The sequence below is a fragment of the Vibrio sp. Vb0598 genome (assembly GCF_033338935.1).
GTDB classification, from domain to species: domain Bacteria; phylum Pseudomonadota; class Gammaproteobacteria; order Enterobacterales; family Vibrionaceae; genus Vibrio; species Vibrio alginolyticus.
The window spans coordinates 52,512-78,787 of sequence record NZ_JAWOTP010000014.1 but is presented as its reverse complement, the minus strand read 5'-3'; the positions used below and the strand labels follow the sequence as shown (position 1 = coordinate 78,787).

The window sequence follows — 26,276 nt, the reverse complement described above, 5'->3', positions numbered from 1 at the left end:
TTAAGACCCTCCACTTGACGGGTCTTTGTATAGAACGATTTTGTATGGCCCAACTCCATCTTCATCCGGATCTACCCCAGACGACGCATTTTTTACCGTACAATCCTCTAGAAACTGACCGAATATTTCCGATTCATTCCCCTTGTTTTGCACTTCCTGAGTAACAAAAAAGCATCCTAGGCCCAGTACTTCTAAATCCATCTTGCCGCCTTTTTTTGGAGCTTCATCACAACGAACGATCGGCACTCGTAATACCCTTCGATCGGTTTTCCCATCCGCTCGGTAATATTGCGACTTGCACGCGCCAGGCCCCCCCGTACAAGCGGCTAACCCTTCGACATAATCGGCATAATAAAACGCATCGTTATCAACGGCCGGATCTTCCGCATCCTGATATTGTTGTTGGTAATTGTCGTATGTTACGTTGGACTCTTCGATGTACTTATCTGAAGTAATGCCTTCATCTGGCTTACCCCCATCAAATCTCGTATTTAGACCTTGCGCTACTGGTCCCGTACCTTTACCAGTCTCTGTTGTGACTAAATCACCGACTGTTATGCACTCCTCAGTATCCCCTGCCAGCATTTCTCTTACTGTATTTTTACCGGAACCAAAGTCTAAAAGGTGATAGTTACCCGAACCAATGCCACCATCCGTGTGCCCTGATGGTTTCAATACATGAATAGTGTCAGCATCTCGATCTTGTGCACCATTGTAGTTTGGGTTTGAAGAAGGAATGTATCCCCACGCCAGATCAGCTGAGCCTACATCGCCACACATAGCAATAGGCGACACGTTACATGTAGTAATGCTTGGCGCACTTGGTCCTGCAACAGCACTCGCTGACACCCCTTTGTCGAGCCCAAACATGCCACTTAAATACTGTGTCAACAGAACATTACTAACGGCAACACGAACATAGATGTCGCTGTCACTGCCCAAAGAGAACTCTCCAGCTTCAACAAATGAGCCTTTAGCGTTCGAATTTGAGAAAGTTACATCTATGTTTTCCCCCGTGTAAACTAATTCTTGGTTACCATCAGACGCAGCAGAATGAGTCAGAGCATCATTCGCCGCCTGCGTCGCTAAACTAAGCCGCTCAGCCAAATCTGCCGCGTCGGTCCTTTCATCGACGACAACCGCAGCCGCTAATGCAGCGGAGTCGACCGCGTTTTGTAGTCTTGTTTTATTGAGTACTTGGTGATTCAAATCAATACCAAAGGCTGCAACACCAAGTAAAAATAATAAAACTAAACTAATTAATACCAAGGTAATCCCTTTCTGAGCTCTCCTTGGCGCTATATGCATATTCCTTCGCATAGCCCCTCCTAAGTGAACATATCACTTAATCATCTTTGGCTACCCCATTGTTGTTATATACCTCTAAGCTAACTTGTGTGCGCTCACCACTACCTTCCGGTAAGTAGCCCAAATTCTCATACCAGGCTTCTGGATTCAGAGTTTGTTCAGCGCGCAGCTGGCTAACCGAGATACCAAGCTCGGGGTCATTCGCACAGCCAAACAAGCCGAATGATGTGAAACAAATGGTCATTATCATTATGCTTTTCATCTTGTTCTCCCACTTATAGACTGTGCCCAAACTTGCCCTCAGAGCCACCTTCTGACGAACCGTATTGAATAAAATTGTTGTTAGTATCTTCTTCACTGATGTCGTTTAGCTGGTACCTATCGAAATCCAACTCAGCACCTTTACCAAGCAAATAGAACTCCACATCGTTTGGAGCAACAAAACCATCTGTTGGTAGCGTGATTCGACGTCGATCAATTGGGGTTGCTAATCGAGGAGTAACCAGAATGACTAGTTCTGTTTCCCCAGAGGTAAATTCTTCACTCTTAAACAAGCGGCCTAACACAGGTAGATCACTCGCACCAGGTATACCATTCGCAACGTTACGCGCGTTTTCACTCAATAGCCCCGCAATACCAATGGTTTGACCATCTGCTAGCTCAATCGTTGTACCAGCACTTCGTTTTGTGATTGGTGGAATAAAGAAAGTGGCATTCACTTCGTTTGGATTAAACGTCAACACACCAGAATTGGAAATTTCACTCACATTGACGTTCAGTTTGAGATTGATTCTCTTATCGCTCAAAATAAACGGAACAAAGTCGAGTTGAACACCGTACTCTTTGTAGTCGATGGTAATACCATCTTCATTTGGTACTGGAATTGGGAATTCACCACCAGCGACAAACTCGGCTTGCGTACCACTTAATGCGGTAAGGCTAGGCTCTGCCAGCACTTTCGCTACGCCATTTTGCTTCGCCACATCAAGCGCAAAGGTAAACAAGGTATTACTGTCAATAAACGATCCGAGAAAACCGAAATCTTCGACTGTTGGGACGTTCAAAATCGGTCCAATGCCATCAATACCGCCACCAGCAGTCGTACCACCCCAAGTAAAGTCCCCACTTCTTTGGAAAAAGTGGAAGTTTGAGTCGAAGCGTCTTACAAGTGTGCGCTGTACTTCGGCAACGGTAACTTCTAGCGTTACCTGTTGAGCACCACCAATAGAAAGTAGATTGATGACCATACTTTCATCATCTTTAGAGCTATCATCTTCTTCATCTGCCGCTTCACCCAAAGCAAAGGTTTCAGCAATTTTGACCGCAGTGTCCATGTTTTGCTGACTGCTGACCAAGCCTCTAAGTACCACTTTTTCTTGCGCACTGTGCACTTCGATATTTTCATCCGGCAAGAACTGATAAAGCTTCGACTTAAGCGTATTTAGATCATGCGTGACTTCCACGTTAAACTGCTCAATTAACCGGCCTCGGCGATCCCACACCGACACATTCGTGGTACCTAACTTCTTACCAATAAGAAACAGCTCGTTCGATCTGAGCACTAAAATATCCAAGACTTCTGGATCCCCTAACGTCACTTTCTTTGCTTGGCCTGATATCATCAATTGAGTTGATTGGTGATGTGCAACGGTTACGACTTTTCCTGACTGCGCCGTAGCTGCGTTAACAGACAAGCTGACGAAAAGTAACTGGCTAACAAGTAATATTATTGTTTTCATAATTCACCTAATTGCTGACTCGGACACTGGATGCCTGAGATCCCTTAATAATGGTCACACTAGGTCGTGGCGTGTATTTTCTTGCTACAACAGGTTTATCCACTTCATGAGGGTTGCGCAGAGCAAGCTGTATATCGCCTTTGCTGTTCGCCGATAAGAGCTTTTCTGCCTCTTTCGGTGTTACTTCTAAAGTCACAGCGCGTACAATCACGGGTTTGTTATCATTCGTTTTGGCTGTTTGGTCCACCGCAAGAACATTGATATTTTTAAGCACTGTTTTTGTTGTGGCGTTTTTACCTTGTCCATAACTCACTGTATTCAGGACATCGACCTTGTTGCCTGGTAACAAAAAACCTGCCACACCGATAACGTCATTTACGCGAATAGTGATTGCTCGCTTGTTTTCTGGAATTAACGCAGCAAGTGTTGCGCCTTCACCAGGTAGGGCAAGGCGATGAGGGTTAACAAGTTCACCCGCGTAAATAGTATTGGCAACGATTCTTCCCAATGCCTGTTCTTTTACTTTCAATGTTTCATCATCTATCCAGTCCACTTCCATGAGCTTAGTAGACAAATGTTTCTCAGAGAGAATAGTTCCTGGTTCTAGCTCCATGGCGGCAACTAAAACGGGATGCCTTTCGACCTCTTCTAACTCGACTGTTGGTTGGTTTCTGCCATCCATCCATTGTTTAGCTATCAACACGGCAGCAAGGCCGAAAACAATGGAGAGTAGCAATAGCATGATGACTTGAGTCCGACTCATAATTTAGATCTCCCTATTCATCCACTGTGAAATACAGTCCCCAGGCACGAGTTAAAATGTCTGATGAGACGACTTTTCGTTTTCCTTCAAAAACGAGAACGTCTCTGCTAATGCCCAAAAGATCTTTAGGTAAGCATGGATAATTAGGCATTTTATTTTCACGGTGCAATTGATTTAATGTGTCAAAGAATTCAGGCGACAACGCGAGTTGCAAGTCTTTGGACAGCGATAACCAAAGCGCTTTATAGTCATCATCACCAAGTGGCTTAAACTCAATTTTGTACCCCAGACGGCGTAAAAAAGCAGGGTCAGCAATTTTGCTTGGTGCAAAATTGGATGAGAATGCCAAAGTAAGCATAAATGGCACCGTTACTTGTTGACCATTTGGCAGCGCCAGATGGTCAAATAAGTATTCCATCGGAACGATCCATCTATTTAGCAAGGCATCAACAGGCATTGACTGACGACCGAGATCATCAATCACTAAGATTCCGTTGTTAGCCATCATTTGAAGTGGCGCAATCCATACACGATTATGCTCGCTGTGGTTTACCTCAAGCATCTCCAATGTCAGCTCACCGCCCACTTGAATGTTTGGTCTTTCACAAAGAACCCAGCGTTTGTCGTAATGGGTTTCCAACTTAACGAAAACCTGAGAATGGGAGTTGTCTAAACGACGGTGATGATGCTCTGAGAACACTTTGATGATGTTGCCATCGGCATATACGGCGTAAGGAATAAACACCGAAGTGTTCATTGCATTGAGCACTCTTGATGCAACGTAACTTTTACCAGTACCCGCGTGGCCGTAAAGCAACAAAGCTCGTCCAGAGTTGATAGCAGGTCCGAGAACAGGAACTAAGTGATCCGAGCCAAAAACATCAGATAATGCACGCTCTACATCGATACGGGTAACAGGGTTTTTGCGTAGATCTTGTCCTTCAACAACGGTCCAATACTCTTCCAAAGAAACTGGAACAGGACCGATATACGGATCTTTTCTATATGCAATGTCTGCTTCCGCAAGTCCTAACTCCGTTAGACTATAACGAATGTTCGAGTACGAATGGTTTAGCTTCTCAGATGTAGGCTGATATACCTCAACCCAGCTTCGTTTCCTCAACTGCGCCAAAGCAAGTTCAACAATATTTGAAACCACACATAACCGCTGTGTTAACTCGATCAAATCACATTTCGGATAAGCTGACAGGTGTTTCAACACTAAGTTTTCAACGACTGAAGCAGGTATGCCAAGACCTTCTACCGATGAAGGTACTTTTGGTGGATTTATTTGTGGCACGAGTTTTTCCCAATACACAGAGCCCATCACACTTCCCCTCCTTGAAGTTGCTTAGCCAACTGATGCTGCATGCCATTTATTATTTTTATTTAGTGGGTATAGGAAAAATAAGCTAATCCAATTACGATTATCGGCGCGAATGGAATGACCAACGGCTTACTGGACCTAAAACCTGGTGTTACTTTTTCTAAGCAATACCCTTTAATCTGATGTGATAGAGCAACACTAGTCGATGACACATGTAGCATTAGATAAAAAATGCCGACAATGCCTCCAGCGAGTATTATCCCGGTAGACGCTTCCCCAAGGTTACTCAATCCCAACCATGCCCCTATGACGGCGAGTAACTTAACGTCTCCTCCAGCCATTACTTTGAAAAGATACAGCGCGAAACACACCGCAAACGCAACCAACCCACCATATAAATGATCCAAACCAGTTGTGGCTGGGTTGTAAATTACGTTTGCAGTTACTGCAACCAAAAGCATAAGCACCGCTTTATTCGGTATTCTGTGTTTCTGTGCGTCTGAAACTCCAATCGCAATAAGTAATGACCAAATAATTAACTCGCTAACCATTACGAAGAGCTAATACGACCAGCTACTGAAGTGAACTTGTTAGACAAGGTTGTCCAGAAGCCTGAAGTCAAGAATGCAGTAACAATTAGTGCCGCACCTAGGATATACTCCAAAAGTGTTAGCCCCTCTTCGTCTTCCATGAAGTCCTTGATTAGATTACGAAAGTTATCCATAAGATTATCCCCTTTATTTAACCAAATCTCGCTTGTCCATGACGCAGGTATCATATACACCCGAATCATGCTTAAACATTAGTCATCAAGAATTAGGGGGGTTAGGACTTTTTTGCCAAAGGTTAGTACTTTCTTGCCTGTCTGCGCTTCAGAGACGAAATGTATCATAAATAAGACACATCACTGTAAGCTATGTGACACATTTCACACTTGCAGTATGACTATATAAGCCTAAGCTTAATAAACGAAAGGGTGAGGTCTGAAGCTCAAGGAATGAGGCTCGACTGACCTCAATGCATACTAACATTGGTGTAGTACGTACTGAGCAGGATTCATATGGATAAACAGACCAAAGCTTACTGGATAGGAGAGACCCTTTGCTCGCTGCCGGAACAATTTCGTTGTGAGTTTGATGGGTGCTTTGACATTATGGACTGCAGTAAAGATATCTCAGTCCTCAGTGATAAAGAACATAGCTATTTCTTTTACTACATAACCTGTGATCATCAAGAGCACTTGAAAGGTGTTATAACGCTCTGTAAAAACCTCGACAAAAAACTAATCGTCGTATCTCCAAAAGATACGGCTCCTCACTTGCCGCCCAAGCATATTTGTGCGGAATATTATAAGTTGAACGAGCTCACTCTTCCTATCTGGCTTTCACAAATAAAATTGAAATACTTTTTGCATAGTAAAGTAGACGAAGAACAAATCTCGGTAGATAAACTTTTCTCTCGAAGCGGCAAGTCAAACTTTTCAGACGTAGTCCATTACATCGCCAATAACGTTCATAAGGACCTAAGAGAAGAGGAAGCAGCCGCTCTTTGTCATTACTCGCCGAACTACTTTTCCAAAGTTTTCCACCGTAAAGTGGGTATGTGCTTTCGTGATTATGTCACGGCGAAACGCATTTCATTAGCTAAGAAAATGCTAATTGAAAATGAATCGATGAAAATTGCTTACATTGCTTATCAGTGCGGGTATCGAGACGTTTCTTACTTTTCTCGAATTTTTAAGAAAAAAACAGGTCTGTCTCCAGCAAATTATCGACAGCAGTTTTAGGCTTTATTTGTAGCAACTGTCAGAACAACTAACGCTATCTTCCCCACATATTTCATCAAAATGCATTCCCGTGTCGCGATTTAACATGCTAAAGTTAACAATGCGCTAACAATTATAAATACAATGAGAAGACATGGAGTCACTTAAAATGAATCAGCCGAATCTAAATAGCGCTGCTGGTTGCGCTCTCCCACCACCAAATGAAATGATCCTCAAATGGGCTCAAGAGCGTCCAAATGAGGTCTACCTAAAACAAATTATTAACCGACAGTTTGTTGAGTACACATTCTCTGATGTTGCAGATCAAGCCTTAAAACTTGTCAGCGCACTACGCTCGCTTGGTGTAAAGCCTGGCGACAAAGTCGCGTTAGTATCTAAAAACTGTGCAGAATGGTTTATTTGCGATCTTGCTATGATGCTTGGTGACTATGTCAGTGTGCCAATCTTTCCTACCGCCGGTGCAGACACCATCGAATACTGTGTGACTCATAGTGAAAGTAAAGCGATCATTGGCGGAAAACTCGATGATCCCAAAGCAACTCAGCAAGTCATTGATGCTATGCCTGAACTCATTAGCATCGCTCTACCTTATGACACGGCACCTAAGTGTAAGCACGAATACCAAGCGCTCATTGCTGATGCAGTGCCAAGTGAAGAGCGTCCGCAGCATTACGATGACAAGCTAATGTCGTTGGTGTATACCTCAGGCACATCAGGGTTACCGAAAGGCGCGATGCTAACTTACGGCGCATTCAGTTGGTCTGTTCAGCAACTTATCAATCATATTGGTATCCAAGAAAACGACCGATTGTTCTCTTATTTACCGCTCGCTCATATTACAGAGCGTGTTTATATCTTCGGTTCATCGATTATGGGTGGCGTGCCAACAGCATTTCCAGAATCACTGGACACTTTTATCGAAGATGTGAAGATGCACCGACCAACTCTGTTTATCTCCGTCCCACGATTATGGACGCTATTCCAGCAACGTATTCAAGACAAACTTCCACAGAAGAAGCTCAATATTCTGTTGAAAATCCCATTCGTCAATTCTTTGATCAAGAAAAAGCTAGCAGATGGTCTAGGTTTAGATCAGGCTCGAGTATTAGGCTGTGGCTCCGCACCTGTATCGCCAGCGCTGTTGGAATGGTACCACTCAGTGGGCCTTGATATCACAGAGGCTTGGGGGATGACGGAATCATTTGCCTACAGCACGCTCAACTACCCATTTAGAGCTGACAAAATCGGTAGTGTCGGTAATGCAGGGCCAGGCATTGAGTTAAAAATCGCAGCTGATGATGAAATCATGGTGCGTGGCAAAGGGCTATTTTCTGGCTACTACAAAAATGACATTGCCACCCAAGAGTCTTTTGATTCAGAGGGCTGGCTACACACAGGCGATATCGGCGCTATCGACTCAGATGGTTATCTAACGATTCAAGGCCGTAAAAAAGATAACTTCAAAACCGCCAAAGGTAAATTTGTCTCTCCGGTTCCTATCGAGAAAAAGCTTTTCGAGTACAGTCGCGTAGAGATGATGTGTCTCATCGGTTTAGGGCTACCCGCTCCGATTCTTTTGGTTGTGCCACATGACTTCCCTAACTTTGATCGAGAGCGATACGCACGTACCACACGTAAAGTTATTGCCAGGATGAATCAAGAACTCGCCTCTCATGAGCAAATCAAAGGTGTGTTAATGATTAAAGAACCTTGGAGTATAGAAAATGGCGTACTGACGCCAACGCTTAAAATTAAACGTCATGTGCTCGAACAAAAGTATCATGAGATAGGCCACAATTGGCCAAAAGATGAATTGGTCGTGTGGGAAGAAGACTTGTAATTTTGCTTGCACTCCTCAACACCATTGGGGAGTGCAACTTAACTTTGAGCTTGAATCAAACTCATAGACTACTCTCTCCAGAATGGCTTACTCACTTCACAACTAATCTCCCTTTCACCTAATCCAATATCGTCCCAAAGGTGCTTTGGTAACTCTCTCAAGTGACGACGTGTCTTATAGTTCCTTCTCCAAGCCGCCAGTTTAGAATAAATTAACTGTAACCCGCTCTGATGGGCAGTAGGTATAGTACGCTCACAAGTGTGTGTCATGTTTTCCATTTCAAAGATCCCTATACAATGTTGACCACTTAATAATCAGCGACTACGCTGATATCCTCAAACGATAGAATCTGCCATAGAGTTAAGGAAAACTAATGTGAAAGATCGAATGCCTCCCTTACAGGGCTTGTATTACTTTTTCGTTGCAGCAAAGGAAGGAAGCTTTAAAACGGCAGCAAAAGAACTGTTTGTTACGCCAGCGGCCATTAGTCAGCAAATTCGTCATTTAGAAGAGTTCTTAGGCACGGACCTATTTGTTCGTCAGCACAGAAAAATCGTGCTCACACCTGAGGGAGAGCTACTGTTTACTCAGGCAGAAAGAGGGTTTGCTCATTTGCAGCAAGGGGTTAGATTAGTCAATCAAGATCCAAACCCGAACCACCTTTCGATATCAACACTCCCCTCTTTCGCTCATCATTGGTTGGTCCCGAAAATTACGGCTTTTCGCCAGCGTCACCCTGATATCGCCTTGCTATTAGAACCAACCAATGATTTGGTGTCTTTTCAAGATAGCCAGATAGATTTATGTGTTCGTTACGGTTTAGGAAAATATCCCAATTTAGAATCACAATGGCTGATGGACGAAGCTTTTTATCCTGCTTGTCATCCGGTGTATCAGAAAGAGCACGGGATCTATAACATCGAGGATTTAAGCAAAGCTGAGCTGATTGAAGATGTTTGGCCTGATCTTGATTGGAATATGTGGTTAGCAGCCTTGGGTCACAGCGCAGCAAAGCCTACCTTAAAATACAGTGGATCACATCTCGTGCTTGAGGCTGCACTATCACTTCAAGGCGTCGCATTGGTAAAACACAGTTTAGCTCATCAATATTTTCGTTCTGGCAAATTGGTCCGAATTGGAGATATCGCTATCAAGCCCAACTTTGCGTATTACTTGTGTGCGCCAAAAGGCTACTTAAAAAGACCTAAAGCTCAATTGTTTGCGCAATGGTTGAAGGAAGAAATAGAAATATTTGAAAAGTCAGTGGTACCAGACTTTAAGACCATTGACCTAAAAGGCAACAGTACTAGAACGGCATCATAACAATCATCAAAACAAACACGCTCTGCGTATAAGACTGCTAGATACAAAAAGCCCCGCACTAAGCGGGGCTTTCAAGTTATAGAGTTAACTTAAGAATTACTTCTTAGCGTTACGCTCTTTAACGTCAGCAATTACTTGCTCTGCAACGTTTGTTGGACATGGTGCGTAGTGTGAGAACTCCATAGAGAACTGACCACGACCAGAAGTCATAGTACGTAGAGTACCGATGTAACCAAACATTTCTGATAGAGGTACATCACCCTTGATACGTACGCCAGTAGACGCTGCTTGTTGGTCTTTGATCATACCACGACGACGGTTAAGGTCACCGATTACGTCACCAACGTGATCTTCTGGAGTGAACACGTCAACTTTCATGATTGGCTCAAGAAGTTGCGCGCCAGCTTTAGGCATAGACTGACGGAATGCACCTTTCGCTGCGATTTCGTAAGCGATAGCTGAAGAGTCAACTGCGTGGAAACCACCGTCGAATAGTTCAACTTCAACGTCTAGAGTAGGGAAGCCAGCTAGAACACCGTGCTCCATCATTGACGCAAAGCCTTTCTCAACTGCAGGCCAGAATTCTTTAGGTACGTTACCACCAACAACTGTTGATTTGAACGTGAAGCCAGAGTTTGGCTCACCTGGTTTGATACGGTAATCGATCTTACCGAACTGACCAGAACCACCAGACTGTTTCTTGTGCGTGTAGCTATCTTCGATTGCTTGAGTGATAGTTTCACGGTAAGCAACCTGTGGAGCACCAACTTCTAGCTCAACGCCGTAAGTACGCTTAAGGATATCTACCTTGATGTCTAGGTGAAGTTCACCCATACCTTTCAGGATAGTTTCGCCTGAATCTTCATCAGTCTCAACTTGGAATGATGGATCTTCTGCAACCATTTTACCGATCGCGATACCCATCTTCTCAGAACCGCCTTTATCTTTAGGCTTAACTGCGATAGAGATTACTGGATCTGGGAAGATCATTGGCTCAAGAGTACATTCGTGCTTAGGATCACATAGAGTGTGACCAGTTTGAACGTTCTTCATACCAACTACAGCGATGATGTCACCAGCTTGTGCTGAATCGATCTCGTTACGCTCGTCCGCGTGCATCTCAACCATACGGCCGATACGCTCTGTTTTACCAGTTGCAGAGTTAAGGATTGTGTCACCTTTCTTCATCTTACCAGAGTAGATGCGGATAAAGGTTAGAGCACCGAAGCGGTCATCCATGATCTTAAATGCAAGAGCACGTAGTGGCTCGTCTGCAGATACAGTCGCAACTTCACCAGTTGGCTCACCAGTCTCTGAATCAGTTAGAGGCTGTGGATCAACTTCTGTTGGAGATGGTAGGTAATCAATTACCGCGTCAAGAATAAGTTGGATACCTTTGTTCTTGTACGCTGAACCACAGTAAGTTGGGAAGAATGCTAGATCACGAGTACCTTTACGGATACAACGTTTGATGTCTTCTAGAGATGGCTCTTCGCCTTCTTCTAGGTAAGCCATCATTAGATCTTCGTCTTGCTCTAGAGCAGTTTCGATTAGCATTTCACGGTATTCAGCAGCTTTTTCTACCATGTCTGCTGGAATATCTTGAACTTCGTAGTTCTCTGGTTGGCCAGACTCATCCCATACGTAAGCTTGTTGGCTTAGTACGTCTACAACACCTACGAAATCTTCTTCGATACCGATAGGTAGAGTCATAACTAGAGGTGTAGCACCTAGTACGTTCTGTACTTGATCTACAACTTTGTAGAAATCTGCGCCCATACGGTCTAGTTTGTTAACGAAGATCAGACGTGATACGTGTGATTCGTCAGCGTAACGCCAGTTAGTTTCTGACTGAGGCTCAACACCACCAGAACCACAGAATACACCGATACCACCGTCAAGTACTTTTAGAGAACGGTAAACTTCGATAGTGAAGTCAACGTGTCCAGGAGTATCGATGATGTTTAGACGGTGATCGTTCCAGAAACAAGTTGTTGCTGCAGACTGGATTGTGATACCACGCTCAGCTTCCTGCTCCATGAAGTCAGTAGTAGTTGAACCGTCGTGAGTGTCACCGATCTTATGGATCTTACCAGTTAGCTTTAGGATACGCTCTGTAGAGGTAGTTTTACCCGCGTCTACGTGAGCAAAAATACCAATGTTTCTGTATTTTGATAAATCAGTCATTGTCTTACTCTGTTAATAAGGTATAAAGTGCGCGCAGAGTATATCACATTCTGTCAATACTGATACCCTTGCGTGCGGATGGAAGAAAAAAAATTTTAACGTGAAATTTCCGTCCCCAAAGCATAGTCAAACACAGCAATTTATGTACTTTATTCGCATTTTATTGAGGACGGATAGAACAGTTTGTGATTGCACAAATACCATTCTTATGAGCATTACAGCTCGTCAAAAGCCTCTATAGCTTCCGACAATTTCTTAACGCCGTGAATTTGCATGCCAGGGATGCCACCTTTCGGCATGTTGGCTGCTGGCACGATGGCTTTCTTGAAACCATGTTTGAACGCTTCATTCAAACGCTCTTGCCCACTTGGCACTGGACGGATTTCGCCCGCAAGCCCTACCTCACCAAAAATCACCACATCTTTAGGGAGTGGACGGTCACGAAAACTCGATAAAAGCGCCATAACTAAAGCAAGATCAGCGCTCGTCTCCGTCACCTTAACACCGCCAACCACATTAACAAAGACATCTTGGTCTGCCATTTGTAAGCCACCATGCTTATGCAACACAGCGAGCAAAAGTGATAGGCGGTTCTGCTCCAAGCCGACCGCAACACGACGAGGGTTGGCTAACTGCGAGTAATCCACCAGCGCTTGAATCTCTACTAGCAGAGGGCGCGTGCCTTCCCAAACCACCATGACGGAAGAGCCTGATGTTTCTTCTTCACCACGAGAAAGGAAGATCGCTGATGGGTTACTCACTTCTTTCAATCCTTGGCCTGTCATTGCAAAGACACCAAGCTCATTCACAGCGCCAAAACGGTTTTTATGACTACGCAAAGTGCGGAATCGGCTATCCGTTCCACCATCGAGTAGTACCGAACAGTCGATAATGTGTTCAAGAACTTTGGGGCCCGCAAGGGTACCATCTTTTGTTACGTGACCAACAATAAATACCGCAACATTATTCTGTTTTGCGTATCGTGTCAGAGCCGTCGCAGATTCACGTACCTGAGCAACACTGCCAGGCGACGATTGAACATCAGAAACGTGCATCACCTGAATCGAGTCTATTACCATTATACGAGGCTGCTCTTTTTCGGCGATTTGGCAAATTTTGTCGACGTTCGTTTCCGATAGCATTTTTAAATGATCTTTCGGCAAGCCCAATCGGGAAGCACGCATTGCCACCTGCTGTAATGACTCTTCACCGGTTACGTAAAGCGTTGGCATTTGCGCAGATAAACTACACATGGTTTGCAACAGAAGGGTTGATTTACCAGCGCCAGGGTTACCACCAATCAAAATTGCGGCACCTGGTACAACACCACCACCCAACACGCGGTCAAGCTCTTTAAACCCACTGGTGAAGCGAGGTACTTCTTGCAGATCAATTTCGGATAGCGTTTGAACCGTAGCTTCTGTTGCGGAACCAGCGTAGCCGCTTAAGCGTTCATTGCGAGCAACGGTTGGCGATGCTGCGATACGTACTTCTGTTATCGTATTCCATGCACCACATGCGTTACACTGCCCCTGCCAACGGGGAAAGTCCGCGCCACAATCATTACAAACATACGCTCGTTTTGCTTTCGCCATGATGCCTCAATTTTTTCTACAAATGTGACTAAGCACAGCCAAGTCAGACCTGAACTGAAATGAACTATTGATATACTTAAGTATTACTTCGCTTAGCCGATACAATTTAAAGTAACGACATACTCTAACAGAAATAATGCAGCAATCTGAAATTCTCTCGCTCGCAGAACGACTCATTCCCGTTTACGGTACGAATGACTTTGACTTTGTCCTTGGCCAACTGACCGAGGAAGAGCCGCCTTCGGCCAAAATTTTGGTTAAAATGGAACTTAACCGCTTAATGGCTCCATGCAAAAAAAGCATTGATTTGCGAGGTCGCGTTCAAGGCGAATGTCGCGAGTATATTTTGGATGGCATTCCACATTGGTTGGATGATGTTGCTTTCAACGCTTACCATAAAAACATCAAAAAGTTTGGCTGCTACACGGAAGGAATGTGGGAAGCATTGGTCAACACGCGAAATAACTTTCGCGTAATGAGCAAGCGCCTTACTCAGCAAAAAACGCAATCGTTAACGGATCCTAAAAGCCCGTTCTTAGCAGAACCCGTTCACCTAGGCTACGATTTAAAGCGCCAAGAAAAACGCTTGAAAGTCCAATCTCAAGTTGAAATTTGCCGTTCTAAAGGACAGCTTCTTCATGGATTAAGCATTGATTTATCTAGCTCTGGCGCAAAGTTTAAAGTCCCTAGCGCATTTAAATATAACCTTGGGGAAATTATTCAGGTCACGTTTACTGAATTTGCCAGCAAATCTAACGTTGCAGGTATAGAGAAACCGCTTGCATACCGCATACTCGCGGTTGATGACTGTTACGAAAATGACTCAGTTCGATACCTCAGAACCATACGCTTAACTGATACCAATGTCGTCACCAGAGTGATAGATGAAGCGCTCAACAGTGCTGTTAAAAGGGCTCGTCACGACAATCAAGACAAGATTATTCGAGCTCGAACTCGCGGTTATGAGCACATCGCACTAAAGCACACCAGCAGCTTGCCTCTATTCTTTGATGGTAGTGACCTAAAATTAGCAATGTTAACGCCAAACAATCAAAAGCTTTGGCAATACTGGCACGATGAGAGAAACCAGCAAATGTTTGGTTCCTTATTCAACGAGCAACGCATCGCGTCACTCATTAAGCCTGGTGTTAAAGGAACAACCAATGTCCTTTATTCATTTACTCACGAGCACGAGAATCGAACCTATTTCTATTCGATGTTTCGCCCAGAAGCAACTCGCGAACAGCGCCAGCTATTTTGGCATTTAGGTGGCAAACGAGAGAGTTGGCGCGCCTTTAGAATTTCAATCTTTGAACTATCAGAGCAAGAACAGGAAGACCTAGCAGCATTCTCTCCAGAGTTGGCAGAAACGTCTCAATCACTGACTCATATTGGTATTTTGCAAGAAATTGCTGACGAAAAGTCAGGGCAGGATTACCTGCTAACTGAAAAGCCGCGCTTACCCGCTAATACATTAAACGCGTTTCGCCATCCGAGAAGAGTTATCGGCAATCCAAAGGGCATTTATTTTGATGCAAAGTCTCGTCGAAAAGAGCCTCGTTATCGTTTTAAAACACCTTTAGAGTTGTACTCAGGACAGACTAAAACAGGCGGCAGTACTGTTGACCTTTCCAAACGAGGACTCGGAATTAGGCTAAGTGAGCCCACGATGTTACGTTCTGGGCAAGAGGTGAGAATCAACTTTCGAGAATTACAACTCTACGATAAAAAATTGCCGTTAATGTCGGTGCCATACCGAGTAATTCGTGTAAGCCCAGACGGTTGTAGCGTGCAGCTAGTTATTGATGAAAGCAGCCAAACCATGAAGGTAATCGCTTTTTTCAACAGCATTATCGAGCACAATCAAGACAAGCTAATCCCGCAAAAAGAGACGCTACCAAGTAATGCTCTACTTGAAAGGCTGCATTGCATGTTGCTCTCACGTACGCTGAGCACGCCCATTTTTATCAGTAAGAGTACGTCATCTTCAATAAAAACCCCCGTTATCGGGGTGAACTTGCCGCTACCTAAACACATTGAGCTTTTTGCCCGTCTTGGGCATGACCAACTGTTGTCACTTGAACCTATCTTTAAAGGCCGGACAAGCACATTAATCGCAGAGCCAATAAAACGTGTAGAAGGTGCTCAAGCCAGACATCAGGATATCTACATAAGCGCCGCAAAAGTAGGCAATAAAATTACAGGCATTGAGTCAAAGCTTCATCAAGAGTTCAACAGCGTAAAAGAGCGGATTCAATTTATAAAGAAAGCGCGAATGATGGGTGACTTTTACGTGCTTCGCCTTTCTACTGCGCCAATTTTCGATCCGATGACATCATTACTGCAACAAGATTTAAGTGACTTAACCCAATTTGGTGTACATCAAGCAAGCAAGTTAGAAAAAGAGTTGACGGCGCTCGTTGGTTACAGTGAATTTGAAGACATTACTGAAGAGGTAGTAATTAGATTGGAGTTAACCGAGTAAATTCAAAGTCATACCAAATTGAAAAAAACACCGCCTTTCTGGCGGTGTTTTTGAATGGATGGTTAAGGTTTAGCTTTCCAGCTGACCTTTTGCTGCTTCACCAATGCGCCAGATAAAATACAGAGCACACCGCCCAACCCTGCAAAGCGAATCGCAGATTGCGCTTGAGCTTCCACTTTTGGTTTTGCGTGATACGCAATCCCTAATCCCGCCACCGACATCATCACAAGATCATTAGCGCCATCACCGACAGCAACCGTGTTGTGCTGCTCAATTTCATATTCATCCGCCAATTCCACTAGAATGTCAGACTTCATCTGCGCCGTTACCACATCGCCAAGTACGTTACCCGTGAGTTTGCCGTCAATAATTTCTAATTGATTGGAACGAGCAAAATCTAGGTCGACTTTATCTTTGATGTAATCAGAGAAGTAAGTAAAACCACCGGAGGCAATCGCTGTTTTCCAGCCCAAGGCTTTCAACGTCGCAATTAGCGCTTCAAAGTCCGGCATGAATGGTAACTGGGAACGAACTTGTTCAAGAATTGATTCATCGGCACCTTTGAGCTTACCAACTCGCTGACGTAAACTTTGCTCAAAATCCAGCTCACCTTGCATGGCACGTTCAGTGACTTCAGCGACCTCATCCCCTACTCCTGCCAGTTTCGCGATTTCATCAATACACTCTATCTGGATCGCCGTTGAATCCATATCAAATACAATCAACCCTTGGGTTGATAGATCGGGCACTTCATTAAGCGAGGCGTAATCTAGGTTGAGACTTTGTAAGATCGTTTCATGTTGAGGAGTCAACTCTCCGGCCATCAGGGCTACTTCATATTGGCCAACTTTCCACGTTTCTAGTATCGGGTTGTAAAAGCCGGTGAAGAAATCAATGTCTTCGAAGTGACTTGGCGAAAGGTACTCAGCAAATACGATCCAGTTTGCTTTTGCTTTATCTAATTGGGAGGCAAATCGAGTCTCGGGTAATCGTTTTAAAAGTGTCGTATGTTTTCTGATAGGCAAGCTTTTTGACGCGTCCATGTATATAATCCCTTATGACTTTGCTAAAACGTTACCTCAACAAACTAAAAAGGCAAGTCTTTGTTTTATTTTAAATGGATGAGTAAAGAGCATGAGTGAATCTTTGTTCTCAGTAAGGAATGCCCTAAGAATTCTGGCACTAATCCTGCTGTGTGTGATGTTGTTTATCACAATAAAAAACAGTGTTGTGATCAGTAAGGGTAATGAGAAAATTCAAGCACAACAGCTTGAAACACTCACCAAAGTTTTGATTTCACAGGCGTCTCTTTCTGCCAGTGAGATGATTTTAACTAAAGATCAAGAACGATTACTTCAGCTAACAAACCAACTAGCACAAGACCGTTTAGTGTTTGATGCAACAATCTACGATGCACAGGGTGTACGTTTAGCGTCTAGTGAAGAGGCATTATCGGTACGCGAAGTTCTTGGCCTGGATACGCCTTTGGCAACAGCTTCCATTGGTCGCCAGCAGTTGGTTGAACCAGTGTTTGCAGATGGTGCGCTTATCGGTTTTGTTCGCGTGACCTTTGAGACGGGCCGGGTGACGGCTATTTCTGACCACCACTATCGCAAGAGCGATCGTTATATGTACATGATGGTCTTAATGAGCTTTGTCTGTGGCATGTTGTTCATCTTGATTTTACGTCGACAACCGATACGTCGTAAAAAAGCGCCAAACCTGCTGCTAACCAAGTAACTAGGTAGCGCTAACAACTCATATAAAAACAGCCCGCAATGTGCGGGCTGTTTTTTTTAGCTCTTGAGAGCGAAAAATAGAATGACTCTTCGTCGCTTACTCTTCGTCACCAAGCAATACTGAATCTAGTGCAATTAGCATCATGTCGTTGAATGTCGTTTGACGCTCGTCAGATGTAGTCTGTTCGCCAGTCTTGATATGATCAGAAACCGTACAGATTGTCAGAGCTTTTGCACCGTATTCTGCCGCAACACCGTAAATACCAGCCGCTTCCATTTCAACACCAACAATGCCGTACTTGTCCATTACATCGAACATTTCTGGATCTGGCGTGTAGAAAAGCTCTGCTGAGAATAGGTTACCAACTTTAACGTCAATACCGCGAGCTTTTGCAGCGTCTTCTGCCGCACGAACCATGTTGTAGTCTGCGATTGCCGCGAAGTCATGACCTTTAAAGCGGATACGGTTCACTTTAGAGTCAGTACATGCACCCATGCCGATCACAACATCACGCACTTTGATGTCTTTATTCACTGCGCCACAGCTGCCAACACGGATGATTTTCTTCACGCCGAAGTCTTTGATTAGTTCAGTCGCGTAAATCGAGCATGATGGGATACCCATACCGTGGCCCATTACCGAGATCTTACGGCCTTTGTATGTGCCTGTGTAACCAAACATATTACGAACGTCACACACTTGAACGACATCTTCAAGGAAAGTCTCTGCGATGTATTTTGCACGTAGTGGATCGCCAGGCATCAGTACGACGTCTGCAAATGCACCCATTTCAGCATTGATATGTGGAGTTGCCATTTTCTTTTCCTTAACCTTTCTCTAGCGCTCCGCGCTTAAGGCGATATAAGCCAGAGTATTCTCATTTCCGACAAGCAGCATTTACATACTGCAAACATAAAACTAGGAGCAATCAAGCTCCTAGTTTTCAAAAACCTAACTAATTATAGGAAGTTCTTACCGTAATCCATTGGAGAAGTACCGAAGTAACTTGCCAATGTTTGACCGATATCTGCGAATGTTTCGCGGCGGCCAAGAGAACCAGCTGGTACTTTTTGACCATAAACCAATACTGGGATGTGCTCACGAGTATGGTCAGTACCTGGCCATGTTGGGTCACAGCCGTGGTCTGCCGTTAGGATAAGCACATCGTCTTCTTCCATAATCTCTAGCACTTCGTTGATACGACCATCGAAGTACTCAAGTGCCGCTGCGTAACCCGCTACGTCACGACGGTGACCGTAAGCTGAGTCGAAGTCTACAAAGTTAGTGAATACGATCGTGTTGTCGCCCGCTTCTTTGATTTGCTCTAGCGTTGCTTCGAACAATGCAGGGATACCTGTCGCTTTCACTTTCTTAGTGATGCCGCAGTTTGCGTAGATATCAGCAATCTTACCAATAGAAACCACGTTGCCTTGCTTCTCATCAACGAGCTTCTGAAGAACCGTTGCTGATGGTGGCTCTACAGAAAGATCACGACGGTTACCGGTACGCTCAAATTGACCTTTACCAGCACCAACGAATGGGCGCGCGATAACACGACCAATGTTGTAATCTTCTAGCTCTTCACGTGCGATTTGGCAAAGCTCTAGTAGACGGTCTAGACCGAAAGTCTCTTCGTGACATGCGATTTGGAATACAGAGTCAGCAGACGTGTAGAAGATTGGTTTGCCAGTCTTCATGTGCTCTTCACCAAGATCGTCAAGAACTTGAGTACCAGACGCGTGACAGTTACCTAGGAAACCGTCAAGCCCCGCACGCTCAAGAATGCGGTCAGTCAATTCTTTCGGGAAGCTGTTTGCTTTGTCAGTGAAGTAACCCCAGTCAAACAGAACAGGAACACCTGCGATTTCCCAGTGACCAGACGGCGTGTCTTTACCTGAAGAAAGCTCTGCTGCATGACCGTATGCACCAATGATTTCAGCGTCTGCGTCTAGTCCAGGTGCGAAGCGACCTGTCGATTCTTTATGCGCCATTGCCAAACCAAGTTTCGATAGATTTGGAAGGCGAAGTGTGCCTTGGCGATTGTCGTTATCTGCTAAGCCTTTTTCACATTGGTCAGCGATGTGACCTAGTGTGTCTGAACCTACATCACCAAATTCTTTAGCGTCGGCAGTTGCACCGATACCGAATGAGTCTAGTACTAAAATAAATGCTCTTTTCATTGCTCGTTCCTTAGGCCCACTCGGCTTTTTATTATGGTTGAGTAGGCCTTGTGTAATTGCTTGTTCTATTAGATATCTTCTGCACGAATTTGGCGGTAAACCTCTGGAGTTGGTGTGTATTCACCACCTACTTTGATTGCACTGCGCAGTGCTTTTGCCGCTTCTTCCCATTGCTCTTCAGTGCGAGCGTGGATGACCGCAAGAGGTTTATCACTGTCTGCGACCTCACCTAGGCGGATGAACTCGTCGAAACCAACTGCGTAGTCGATTTCATCAGTAGCAACACGACGACCACCACCCATAGCAACCACAGCCATGCCGATAGCACGTGTATCCATTGCAGAGACAATGCCCGTTTCTGTTGCGTAAACTGGCTTGATGATTGCTGCTTTTTCTAAGTAGTTGTCGTAGTTTTCTACGAAGTCAGCAGGGCCGCCTAAGCCAGCAACCATCTTGCCGAAGCACTCAGCCGCTTTGCCGTTATCCAGCACTTCCATCAGTTTTGCGCGTGCGTCTTCTGTGTTCTCAGCAAGCTTGCCAAGTACTAACATTTCAGCACATGAAGCCATGGTCACTTCAAGTAGACGAGGGTTACGGTATTCACCTGTTAAGAAACGAACCGCTTCACGAACTTCTACTGCGTTACCCGCTGAAGACGCCAATACTTGGTTCATGTCCGTAAGAATTGCCGTAGTCTTAGTGCCAGCACCGTTTGCTACCGCAACGATTGATTTTGCTAGCTCTTCAGACGCTTCGTAAGTTGGCATAAATGCACCTGAACCCACTTTTACGTCCATCACTAGCGATTCCAGACCCGCCGCCAGTTTCTTAGAAAGGATCGACGCCGTAATCAGGGAGATATTGTCTACCGTTGCGGTAATATCACGAGTCGCGTAAACACGCTTATCCGCAGGAGCGAGGTCACCAGTTTGACCGATGATCGCCACACCAGCGTCTTTGGTTACTTGACCAAAAACATCGTTGCTCGGCGTAATGTTGTAACCAGGGATAGATTCAAGTTTATCCAGCGTACCGCCTGTATGACCAAGACCGCGGCCAGAGATCATAGGTACGAAACCGCCACACGCTGCCACCATTGGGCCAAGCATTAAAGAAGTTACGTCACCCACACCACCGGTTGAGTGTTTGTCGACAATTGGACCACCGAAATTCATGTGGCTCCAGTCGATAACCATGCCCGAATCACGCATTGCACACGTTAAGGCGATGCGCTCATCCATGGTCATTTCATTAAAGAAAATCGTCATAGCAAACGCCGCAATCTGACCTTCAGATACCGTGTTGTTCGCTACGCCTTGAATAAAGAAGTTGATTTCATCGGCGGTTAGGACTTCGCCGTCACGTTTTTTACGAATGATTTCTTGTGGTAAATACATTAGTGCCTCCCAAGCTCTTTTGAGCCATGGTTGTAGTAGGATAGAAGAGGTTTGGTAGCACCCGTTTAGGTGCTACCGTTCAGACGTATTATTGGAATTAGTACGCTGTTGGATCAGCGACGTCGTCCGATACTTCTAATGTATTTAGTAGGTTGGTTAGCAGGCTAGACGCACCAAAACGGTAGTGACGAGCATCAACCCAGTTGTCACCTAGGATTTCGTCAGCCATTGCTAGGTATGCTGCTGCGTCTTCAGCAGTGCGCACACCACCTGCTGGTTTGAAACCAACAGTTTCTGCAACACCCATGTCGCGAATAACTTCAAGCATCATGCGAGCGTATTCTGGTGTTGCGTTTACTGGCACTTTACCAGTTGAAGTTTTAATGAAGTCAGCACCTGCTTCAATACAGATTTGAGATGCTTTCTTGATTAGTGCTTCTTCTTTTAGTTCACCTGTTTCGATGATCACTTTAAGAAGAATGTCACCACAAGCTTCTTTACATTGCTTAACTAGTTCGAAGCCTACTTTCTCATCACCCGCCATTAGCGCGCGGTAAGGGAAAACTACGTCAACTTCGTCTGCACCGTAAGCAACCGCCGCTTTTGTTTCAGCAACTGCGATTTCAATGTCGTCGTTACCATGTGGGAAGTTCGTTACTGTTGCAATACGAACCTCTGGCGTACCTTGCTCACGAAGTGTCTTCTTAGCAATAGGAATAAAGCGAGGGTAAATACAAATTGCAGCTGTGTTGCCTACTGCTGTTTTCGCGTCATGACATAGTGAGATCACTTTTGCATCAGTGTCATCATCATTCAACGTAGTTAGGTCCATAAGTTTAAGTGCACGTAGCGCTGCTGCTTTTAAATCGCTCATTTCTATCTCCGATCAATATTCAAAAAATTCACTACTCAGCCTTACATCACGTCTTTAACTATAATCAACAAGTCGAGACAATGTGAGTAAATGGCTAAACAGTCTATTAATGAACGGACTTGGTTCCCTGAAGACTCGGCATATACAGCGAAAATTTATCATATGCCAATTGCTATCCTTGTCACCGCACAGTACCAGTTTGGCCTATGGCACAACAATCTATGATTGCGGTGTCTTTAATATCACATCACAAAGCAAAACGCCTATTAGATCTGATATTGCAGGGCAATTCATTTGCCCATCGATTATGTAATATTCATTACGTGATTAAGAATCAAGCTTAACCACTATCCTGTGATTAATACATTATAGAGTTTCACCGCAAAACTGTAGCACCAAATAGAGCGCAAACGGTTTGTATCTCAAAATTTCCTAGCCCCTATTCCATTGACTGCGTAATACCTCGACTAAGGCAAACACCCGATGAAATTTTGGAGCCCGAAAAACGAAAAATGCCCCGCAGCAATCTCTTGCTACAGGGCATGATGTAAAACGGCGTCTATATATTAAGAACCGATTCTAATTATAGTGCTGCAAGGCTTAAGCAGAAGCCTGCAATTGTCGCTGCCATAAGGTTAGACAACGTACCTGCAAGAACTGCTTTAACACCCATGCGAGCGATGTCACTACGACGGTTTGGTGCAAGGCTACCTAAACCACCAAGTAGAATCGCGATAGAAGAAAGGTTCGCGAAACCACACAGTGCGAATGAGATGATAGCAGTTGTCTTCTCAGACATTACTTCACCAGTTGCCGCGATTACTTGAGCGTTTTCACCTAGGTATGGTGTGAAGTTCAAGTAAGCAACGAATTCGTTCACTACGATTTTCTGACCGATGAATGAACCAGCTGTTACAGCTTCTGCCCATGGTACACCGATTAGGAATGCTAGTGGAGAGAACGCGTAACCTAAGATTAGCTCTAGTGTTAGTTCTGGCATGCCGAACCAACCACCGATGCCACCTAGCATACCGTTGATTAGCGCGATTAGACCAACGAATGCGATTAGCATTGCACCTACGTTAAGCGCAAGTTGTAGACCAGAAGCCGCACCGCCCGCAGCTGCGTCGATTACGTTAACTGGTTTGTCGTCACCGCCGTCCATCGCTTCTTCGATACTTTCGTGAGGCTGGTCAGTCTCAGGGTGAAGGATTTTAGCGAACAGTAGACCACCAGGTGCTGCCATGAATGATGCCGCAACTAGGTACTCTAGTGGAACACCCATAGATGCGTAACCAGCTAGTACACCACCAGCAACAGAAGCTAGACCACCACACATTACCGCGAATAGCTCTGATTGAGTCATTTTTGGAACGAATGGGCGAACAACTAGAGGTGCCTCAGTTTGACCTACGAAAATGTTAGCGGCTGCTGACATTGATTCCGCACGCGAAGTGCCTAGCGCTTTTTGTAGTGCGCCACCAAGAATCTTGATAACCCATTGCATAACGCCAATGTAGTAAAGAACTGAAATCAGTGCAGAGAAGAAGATCAGTGTAGGAAGAACACGGAATGCGAAGATGAAACCGCCGCCGCCGAATACTTCGAACATCTTGTCAGAAACAAGACCACCGAACAGGAATGATGAACCATCGTTACCGTAGTTGATAACGTTAGAAACACCTGAAGAGAAACCGTTTAGTAGATCACGGCCCCAAGGTACATACAGAACAAATGCACCTAATGCGAATTGGATAGCGAATGCGCCACCCACAGTTCTAAAGTTGATAGCTTTTCGGTTGTTAGAAAATGCCACTGCAATCGCAAGAAGCACTACCATACCGATTAGGCTCATAAACAGGCTCATAGTTTATGACTTCCTTATAAGTTATTTATTGGCGTGTTACAAAATGGAGCTATAAAGCGGGGGCAATTATACTCATGCAGAATCAATTAAAGTAATGCCAGCCTCACACTTTCCTATAAGATTCATGATTGATTCAACCAGCTTTGTGAGTTAATTCACAATAAGCAGGAAAACGTTTTCGATTTCAAACCACATCTTTAGATTTTATTCACATATCGAGAAAGCAAAATTGCTATTTTTCCACAGTTGAGAGGCAATCGATTGCTTTCGGCCGTTATGCAACTCTACGAGCTCATTAAAGACGTGAATGAGTTTGGCTGGGTGATTTGACTCCCCTTGATATCCAAGTATAGGCATATCTGGTGCGTCTGTTTCGATTACTAGGTTTCCGAGTGGTAATTTTTGAATTGCGTCGCGTGTTTTCTTGGCTCTTGGGTAGGTAATCGTTCCTCCTACACCGATAAAAAAACCTAATTTGACCCACTCCATGGCTTGCTGATAACTCCCAGAAAAAGCGTGTAGCACACCACCTCTAGGGAGATTCGCCGCTTTCACCATTTGAATGAGGCGATTGTGCGCTTTTCGGCTATGTAAAATAACTGGGAGCTCGAAGCGTCTAGCCAGCTCAAATTGAACTTCAAGTGTCTTTTCTTGCAACTGTGGGTCAACATCAATGGCAAAATCTAAACCACACTCTCCTATTGCCACGCACTGTGGCCCTTTTTGATTTAGATAGCCTTCTAGCTCTGTAAGGTGCTGCTCAACGTTATCTTCAAGAAAATACGGATGAAAGCCGAGCGCATAATACAAATTGGCATGTTGCTCTGCCAAAGTTTGAATACGAGCCCAGTTTTGCGGACCGACGGAAGGAATCAAAATTCTTGCGACGCCTTGCGTTTGAGCAAGCTCAAGTTGATGCGCAAAGTCATCTTGAAACACATCAAAATCAAAGTGGCAGTGCGTATCAAAGAGTTTCATCTTGACGTTTTTTATCTGTATCTGCGGGCAGAAAATCAGAAGATCGTTGGGCTTCACTCTTCTCTTCAGTTTGATGGGCAGGGTCTTTTCGATATGGGACACAACTGCGTTTCTGATCGGGAGTTAACCCCATCTCTTTACACCAGTTGTCGTAACGCTTTAGCCCACGTTTAAACCAGTTCATATCTTATCCTTATATAAAAACGCCCTTGGCTAAGTTTATAGCCAAGGGCGTTTTAAAATCTAGTTTGCGTTACGGCTTACCCTAACCGCGCCAAATTAGTGCTCACGCGTCGCACGGAAATCAACGTCAGGGAAACGCTCTTTCGCTAAGTTTAAGTTAACCATTGTTGGAGCGATATACGTTAGGTTATCACCACCATCCAATGCTAAGTTCGCTTGATTCTTGCGTTGGAACTCATCCAGTTTCTTCGCATCACCACACTCAACCCAACGCGCAGTTGCAACGTTAATGCCTTCATAAATCGCTTCAACGTTATACTCAGACTTCAAACGAGCCACAACAACATCAAACTGAAGTACACCAACGGCACCAACGATCAGATCGTTGTTCTGTAGAGGACGGAATACCTGTACCGCACCTTCTTCTGATAGCTGAACCAAACCTTTGAGAAGCTGCTTCTGCTTTAGTGGATCTTTCAGGCGAATACGACGGAATAGTTCCGGAGCGAAGTTCGGAATACCAGAGAACTTCAGTGATTCACCTTGCGTAAAGGTATCACCAATCTGAATAGTGCCGTGGTTGTGTAGACCAATGATGTCTCCGGCGTAAGCGTGTTCTGCACGTGCACGGTCACCAGCCATAAAGGTTACTGCATCAGAGATACTCACTTGCTTGCCAAGACGAACGTGGTTCATCTTCATAC

The 26,276-nt window shown here is 44.6% G+C and carries 24 protein-coding genes and 1 pseudogene; 6 read left to right on the top strand and 19 right to left on the bottom strand.

Annotated elements, in window-relative coordinates; genetic code table 11:
* From R7Q38_RS15045 to R7Q38_RS15015, 7 genes are all read right to left on the bottom strand, one after another.
* Positions 1-1,320: a pilus assembly protein TadG-related protein gene (locus tag R7Q38_RS15045; protein ID WP_137282334.1), complete on the bottom strand. Its 1,320-nt coding sequence runs from the start codon at positions 1,318-1,320 to the stop codon at positions 1-3.
* Positions 1,321-1,345: 25 nt separating this feature from the next.
* Positions 1,346-1,570 carry a hypothetical protein gene (locus tag R7Q38_RS15040; protein ID WP_031781045.1) on the bottom strand — a complete coding sequence of 75 codons (225 nt, stop codon included), beginning with the start codon at positions 1,568-1,570 and terminating at the stop codon, positions 1,346-1,348.
* A 13-nt stretch (positions 1,571-1,583) separates the two neighbouring features.
* Positions 1,584-3,047 carry a type II and III secretion system protein family protein gene (locus R7Q38_RS15035; RefSeq protein ID WP_005386449.1) on the bottom strand — a complete coding sequence of 488 codons (1,464 nt, stop codon included), beginning with the start codon at positions 3,045-3,047 and terminating at the stop codon, positions 1,584-1,586.
* 7 nt (positions 3,048-3,054) lie between these two features.
* Positions 3,055-3,810, bottom strand: a complete 756-nt coding sequence (gene cpaB, locus R7Q38_RS15030; protein WP_005386448.1) for a Flp pilus assembly protein CpaB — start codon at positions 3,808-3,810, stop codon at positions 3,055-3,057.
* Positions 3,811-3,823: 13 nt separating this feature from the next.
* Positions 3,824-5,137, bottom strand: a complete 1,314-nt coding sequence (locus R7Q38_RS15025; protein ID WP_165401630.1) for an AAA family ATPase — start codon at positions 5,135-5,137, stop codon at positions 3,824-3,826.
* Positions 5,138-5,199: 62 nt separating this feature from the next.
* The gene (locus tag R7Q38_RS15020) at positions 5,200-5,688 is read right to left on the bottom strand and encodes a prepilin peptidase (protein ID WP_031781044.1); all 489 of its coding nucleotides are present in this window, start codon (positions 5,686-5,688) and stop codon (positions 5,200-5,202) included.
* Positions 5,688-5,861: a Flp family type IVb pilin gene (locus R7Q38_RS15015; RefSeq protein ID WP_031781043.1), complete on the bottom strand. Its 174-nt coding sequence runs from the start codon at positions 5,859-5,861 to the stop codon at positions 5,688-5,690. Before R7Q38_RS15015 ends, R7Q38_RS15020 begins: the two co-directional genes overlap by 1 nt.
* Before the next feature lie 336 nt (positions 5,862-6,197).
* Here R7Q38_RS15015 and R7Q38_RS15010 point away from each other — a divergent pair, with 336 nt between their 5' ends.
* Both R7Q38_RS15010 and R7Q38_RS15005 read left to right on the top strand, forming a co-directional pair.
* On the top strand, positions 6,198-6,923 hold the full coding sequence (locus R7Q38_RS15010; protein ID WP_130545037.1) for a helix-turn-helix domain-containing protein: 726 nt from the start codon (positions 6,198-6,200) through the stop codon (positions 6,921-6,923).
* A 148-nt stretch (positions 6,924-7,071) separates the two neighbouring features.
* Positions 7,072-8,763, top strand: a complete 1,692-nt coding sequence (locus R7Q38_RS15005; protein ID WP_031779037.1) for an AMP-binding protein — start codon at positions 7,072-7,074, stop codon at positions 8,761-8,763.
* A gap of 68 nt (positions 8,764-8,831) precedes the next feature.
* Here R7Q38_RS15005 and R7Q38_RS15000 read toward each other — a convergent pair whose 3' ends face one another.
* Complete coding sequence (locus tag R7Q38_RS15000; RefSeq protein WP_224721253.1) at positions 8,832-9,032, bottom strand: DUF1127 domain-containing protein; 201 nt, start codon at positions 9,030-9,032, stop codon at positions 8,832-8,834.
* Positions 9,033-9,138: 106 nt separating this feature from the next.
* On the opposite strand from R7Q38_RS15000, the gene R7Q38_RS14995 reads away from it, so the two are divergent.
* Positions 9,139-10,086, top strand: coding sequence for a LysR substrate-binding domain-containing protein (locus R7Q38_RS14995; protein ID WP_213871655.1), 948 nt, complete (start codon positions 9,139-9,141; stop codon positions 10,084-10,086).
* A 96-nt stretch (positions 10,087-10,182) separates the two neighbouring features.
* Here R7Q38_RS14995 and fusA read toward each other — a convergent pair whose 3' ends face one another.
* Both fusA and radA read right to left on the bottom strand, forming a co-directional pair.
* Positions 10,183-12,273 (bottom strand): elongation factor G, encoded by a 2,091-nt coding sequence (gene fusA / locus R7Q38_RS14990; RefSeq protein WP_005386444.1) that lies wholly within the window; start codon positions 12,271-12,273, stop codon positions 10,183-10,185.
* 215 nt (positions 12,274-12,488) lie between these two features.
* Positions 12,489-13,868 carry a DNA repair protein RadA gene (radA, locus tag R7Q38_RS14985; RefSeq protein ID WP_005386443.1) on the bottom strand — a complete coding sequence of 460 codons (1,380 nt, stop codon included), beginning with the start codon at positions 13,866-13,868 and terminating at the stop codon, positions 12,489-12,491.
* A gap of 136 nt (positions 13,869-14,004) precedes the next feature.
* Here radA and R7Q38_RS14980 point away from each other — a divergent pair, with 136 nt between their 5' ends.
* Positions 14,005-16,353 (top strand): PilZ domain-containing protein, encoded by a 2,349-nt coding sequence (locus R7Q38_RS14980; protein WP_017820431.1) that lies wholly within the window; start codon positions 14,005-14,007, stop codon positions 16,351-16,353.
* 62 nt (positions 16,354-16,415) lie between these two features.
* Here R7Q38_RS14980 and serB read toward each other — a convergent pair whose 3' ends face one another.
* A complete protein-coding gene (serB, locus tag R7Q38_RS14975) occupies positions 16,416-17,396 on the bottom strand; it encodes a phosphoserine phosphatase (protein ID WP_005386439.1) in 981 nt (326 codons plus the stop codon).
* A gap of 91 nt (positions 17,397-17,487) precedes the next feature.
* Between serB and R7Q38_RS14970 the strand changes: the two genes are divergently transcribed.
* Positions 17,488-18,093, top strand: coding sequence for a YtjB family periplasmic protein (locus tag R7Q38_RS14970; protein WP_005391677.1), 606 nt, complete (start codon positions 17,488-17,490; stop codon positions 18,091-18,093).
* Between the two features lie 96 nt (positions 18,094-18,189).
* On the opposite strand, the gene deoD is transcribed toward R7Q38_RS14970, so the two are convergent.
* The 4 genes from deoD to deoC all read right to left on the bottom strand — a co-directional run bounded on the left by deoD (position 18,190) and on the right by deoC (position 22,544).
* Positions 18,190-18,909 (bottom strand): purine-nucleoside phosphorylase, encoded by a 720-nt coding sequence (gene deoD, locus R7Q38_RS14965; protein WP_170890503.1) that lies wholly within the window; start codon positions 18,907-18,909, stop codon positions 18,190-18,192.
* A gap of 143 nt (positions 18,910-19,052) precedes the next feature.
* On the bottom strand, positions 19,053-20,273 hold the full coding sequence (locus R7Q38_RS14960; RefSeq protein WP_170890504.1) for a phosphopentomutase: 1,221 nt from the start codon (positions 20,271-20,273) through the stop codon (positions 19,053-19,055).
* Between the two features lie 68 nt (positions 20,274-20,341).
* Positions 20,342-21,670 (bottom strand): thymidine phosphorylase, encoded by a 1,329-nt coding sequence (gene deoA, locus R7Q38_RS14955; RefSeq protein ID WP_025768209.1) that lies wholly within the window; start codon positions 21,668-21,670, stop codon positions 20,342-20,344.
* Positions 21,671-21,767: 97 nt separating this feature from the next.
* Complete coding sequence (gene deoC / locus R7Q38_RS14950) at positions 21,768-22,544, bottom strand: deoxyribose-phosphate aldolase (protein ID WP_005380133.1); 777 nt, start codon at positions 22,542-22,544, stop codon at positions 21,768-21,770.
* Between the two features lie 90 nt (positions 22,545-22,634).
* Between deoC and R7Q38_RS14945 the strand changes: the two genes are divergently transcribed.
* On the top strand, positions 22,635-22,769 hold the full coding sequence (locus R7Q38_RS14945) for a hypothetical protein (protein WP_005391675.1): 135 nt from the start codon (positions 22,635-22,637) through the stop codon (positions 22,767-22,769).
* Between the two features lie 358 nt (positions 22,770-23,127).
* On the opposite strand, the gene R7Q38_RS14940 is transcribed toward R7Q38_RS14945, so the two are convergent.
* The 4 genes and pseudogenes from R7Q38_RS14940 to prfC form a co-directional block, all read right to left on the bottom strand.
* Positions 23,128-24,411 carry a NupC/NupG family nucleoside CNT transporter gene (locus R7Q38_RS14940; RefSeq protein WP_005380131.1) on the bottom strand — a complete coding sequence of 428 codons (1,284 nt, stop codon included), beginning with the start codon at positions 24,409-24,411 and terminating at the stop codon, positions 23,128-23,130.
* Between the two features lie 204 nt (positions 24,412-24,615).
* Complete coding sequence (locus tag R7Q38_RS14935) at positions 24,616-25,389, bottom strand: TatD family hydrolase (RefSeq protein ID WP_239938366.1); 774 nt, start codon at positions 25,387-25,389, stop codon at positions 24,616-24,618.
* A complete protein-coding gene (locus tag R7Q38_RS14930; protein WP_239938365.1) occupies positions 25,376-25,573 on the bottom strand; it encodes a DUF5363 family protein in 198 nt (65 codons plus the stop codon). Before R7Q38_RS14930 ends, R7Q38_RS14935 begins: the two co-directional genes overlap by 14 nt.
* A 95-nt stretch (positions 25,574-25,668) precedes the next feature.
* A pseudogene (gene prfC / locus R7Q38_RS14925) lies at positions 25,669-26,276 on the bottom strand (peptide chain release factor 3); the annotation flags it as partial.

Excerpts from the sequence above, each read along its gene's own strand:
- R7Q38_RS15045 (WP_137282334.1), bottom strand. The coding sequence starts at position 1,320 with ATGCGAAGGAATATGCATATAGCGCCAAGGAGAGCTCAGAAAGGGATT.
- R7Q38_RS15040 (WP_031781045.1), bottom strand. The coding sequence starts at position 1,570 with ATGAAAAGCATAATGATAATGACCATTTGTTTCACATCATTCGGCTTG.
- R7Q38_RS15035 (WP_005386449.1), bottom strand. The coding sequence starts at position 3,047 with ATGAAAACAATAATATTACTTGTTAGCCAGTTACTTTTCGTCAGCTTG.
- cpaB (WP_005386448.1), bottom strand. The coding sequence starts at position 3,810 with ATGAGTCGGACTCAAGTCATCATGCTATTGCTACTCTCCATTGTTTTC.
- R7Q38_RS15025 (WP_165401630.1), bottom strand. The coding sequence starts at position 5,137 with ATGGGCTCTGTGTATTGGGAAAAACTCGTGCCACAAATAAATCCACCA.
- R7Q38_RS15020 (WP_031781044.1), bottom strand. The coding sequence starts at position 5,688 with ATGGTTAGCGAGTTAATTATTTGGTCATTACTTATTGCGATTGGAGTT.
- R7Q38_RS15015 (WP_031781043.1), bottom strand. The coding sequence starts at position 5,861 with ATGGATAACTTTCGTAATCTAATCAAGGACTTCATGGAAGACGAAGAG.
- R7Q38_RS15010 (WP_130545037.1), top strand. The coding sequence starts at position 6,198 with ATGGATAAACAGACCAAAGCTTACTGGATAGGAGAGACCCTTTGCTCG.
- R7Q38_RS15005 (WP_031779037.1), top strand. The coding sequence starts at position 7,072 with ATGAATCAGCCGAATCTAAATAGCGCTGCTGGTTGCGCTCTCCCACCA.
- R7Q38_RS15000 (WP_224721253.1), bottom strand. The coding sequence starts at position 9,032 with ATGACACACACTTGTGAGCGTACTATACCTACTGCCCATCAGAGCGGG.
- fusA (WP_005386444.1), bottom strand. The coding sequence starts at position 12,273 with ATGACTGATTTATCAAAATACAGAAACATTGGTATTTTTGCTCACGTA.
- radA (WP_005386443.1), bottom strand. The coding sequence starts at position 13,868 with ATGGCGAAAGCAAAACGAGCGTATGTTTGTAATGATTGTGGCGCGGAC.
- R7Q38_RS14980 (WP_017820431.1), top strand. The coding sequence starts at position 14,005 with ATGCAGCAATCTGAAATTCTCTCGCTCGCAGAACGACTCATTCCCGTT.
- serB (WP_005386439.1), bottom strand. The coding sequence starts at position 17,396 with ATGGACGCGTCAAAAAGCTTGCCTATCAGAAAACATACGACACTTTTA.
- R7Q38_RS14970 (WP_005391677.1), top strand. The coding sequence starts at position 17,488 with ATGAGTGAATCTTTGTTCTCAGTAAGGAATGCCCTAAGAATTCTGGCA.
- deoD (WP_170890503.1), bottom strand. The coding sequence starts at position 18,909 with ATGGCAACTCCACATATCAATGCTGAAATGGGTGCATTTGCAGACGTC.
- R7Q38_RS14960 (WP_170890504.1), bottom strand. The coding sequence starts at position 20,273 with ATGAAAAGAGCATTTATTTTAGTACTAGACTCATTCGGTATCGGTGCA.
- deoA (WP_025768209.1), bottom strand. The coding sequence starts at position 21,670 with ATGTATTTACCACAAGAAATCATTCGTAAAAAACGTGACGGCGAAGTC.
- deoC (WP_005380133.1), bottom strand. The coding sequence starts at position 22,544 with ATGAGCGATTTAAAAGCAGCAGCGCTACGTGCACTTAAACTTATGGAC.
- R7Q38_RS14945 (WP_005391675.1), top strand. The coding sequence starts at position 22,635 with ATGGCTAAACAGTCTATTAATGAACGGACTTGGTTCCCTGAAGACTCG.
- R7Q38_RS14940 (WP_005380131.1), bottom strand. The coding sequence starts at position 24,411 with ATGAGCCTGTTTATGAGCCTAATCGGTATGGTAGTGCTTCTTGCGATT.
- R7Q38_RS14935 (WP_239938366.1), bottom strand. The coding sequence starts at position 25,389 with ATGAAACTCTTTGATACGCACTGCCACTTTGATTTTGATGTGTTTCAA.
- R7Q38_RS14930 (WP_239938365.1), bottom strand. The coding sequence starts at position 25,573 with ATGAACTGGTTTAAACGTGGGCTAAAGCGTTACGACAACTGGTGTAAA.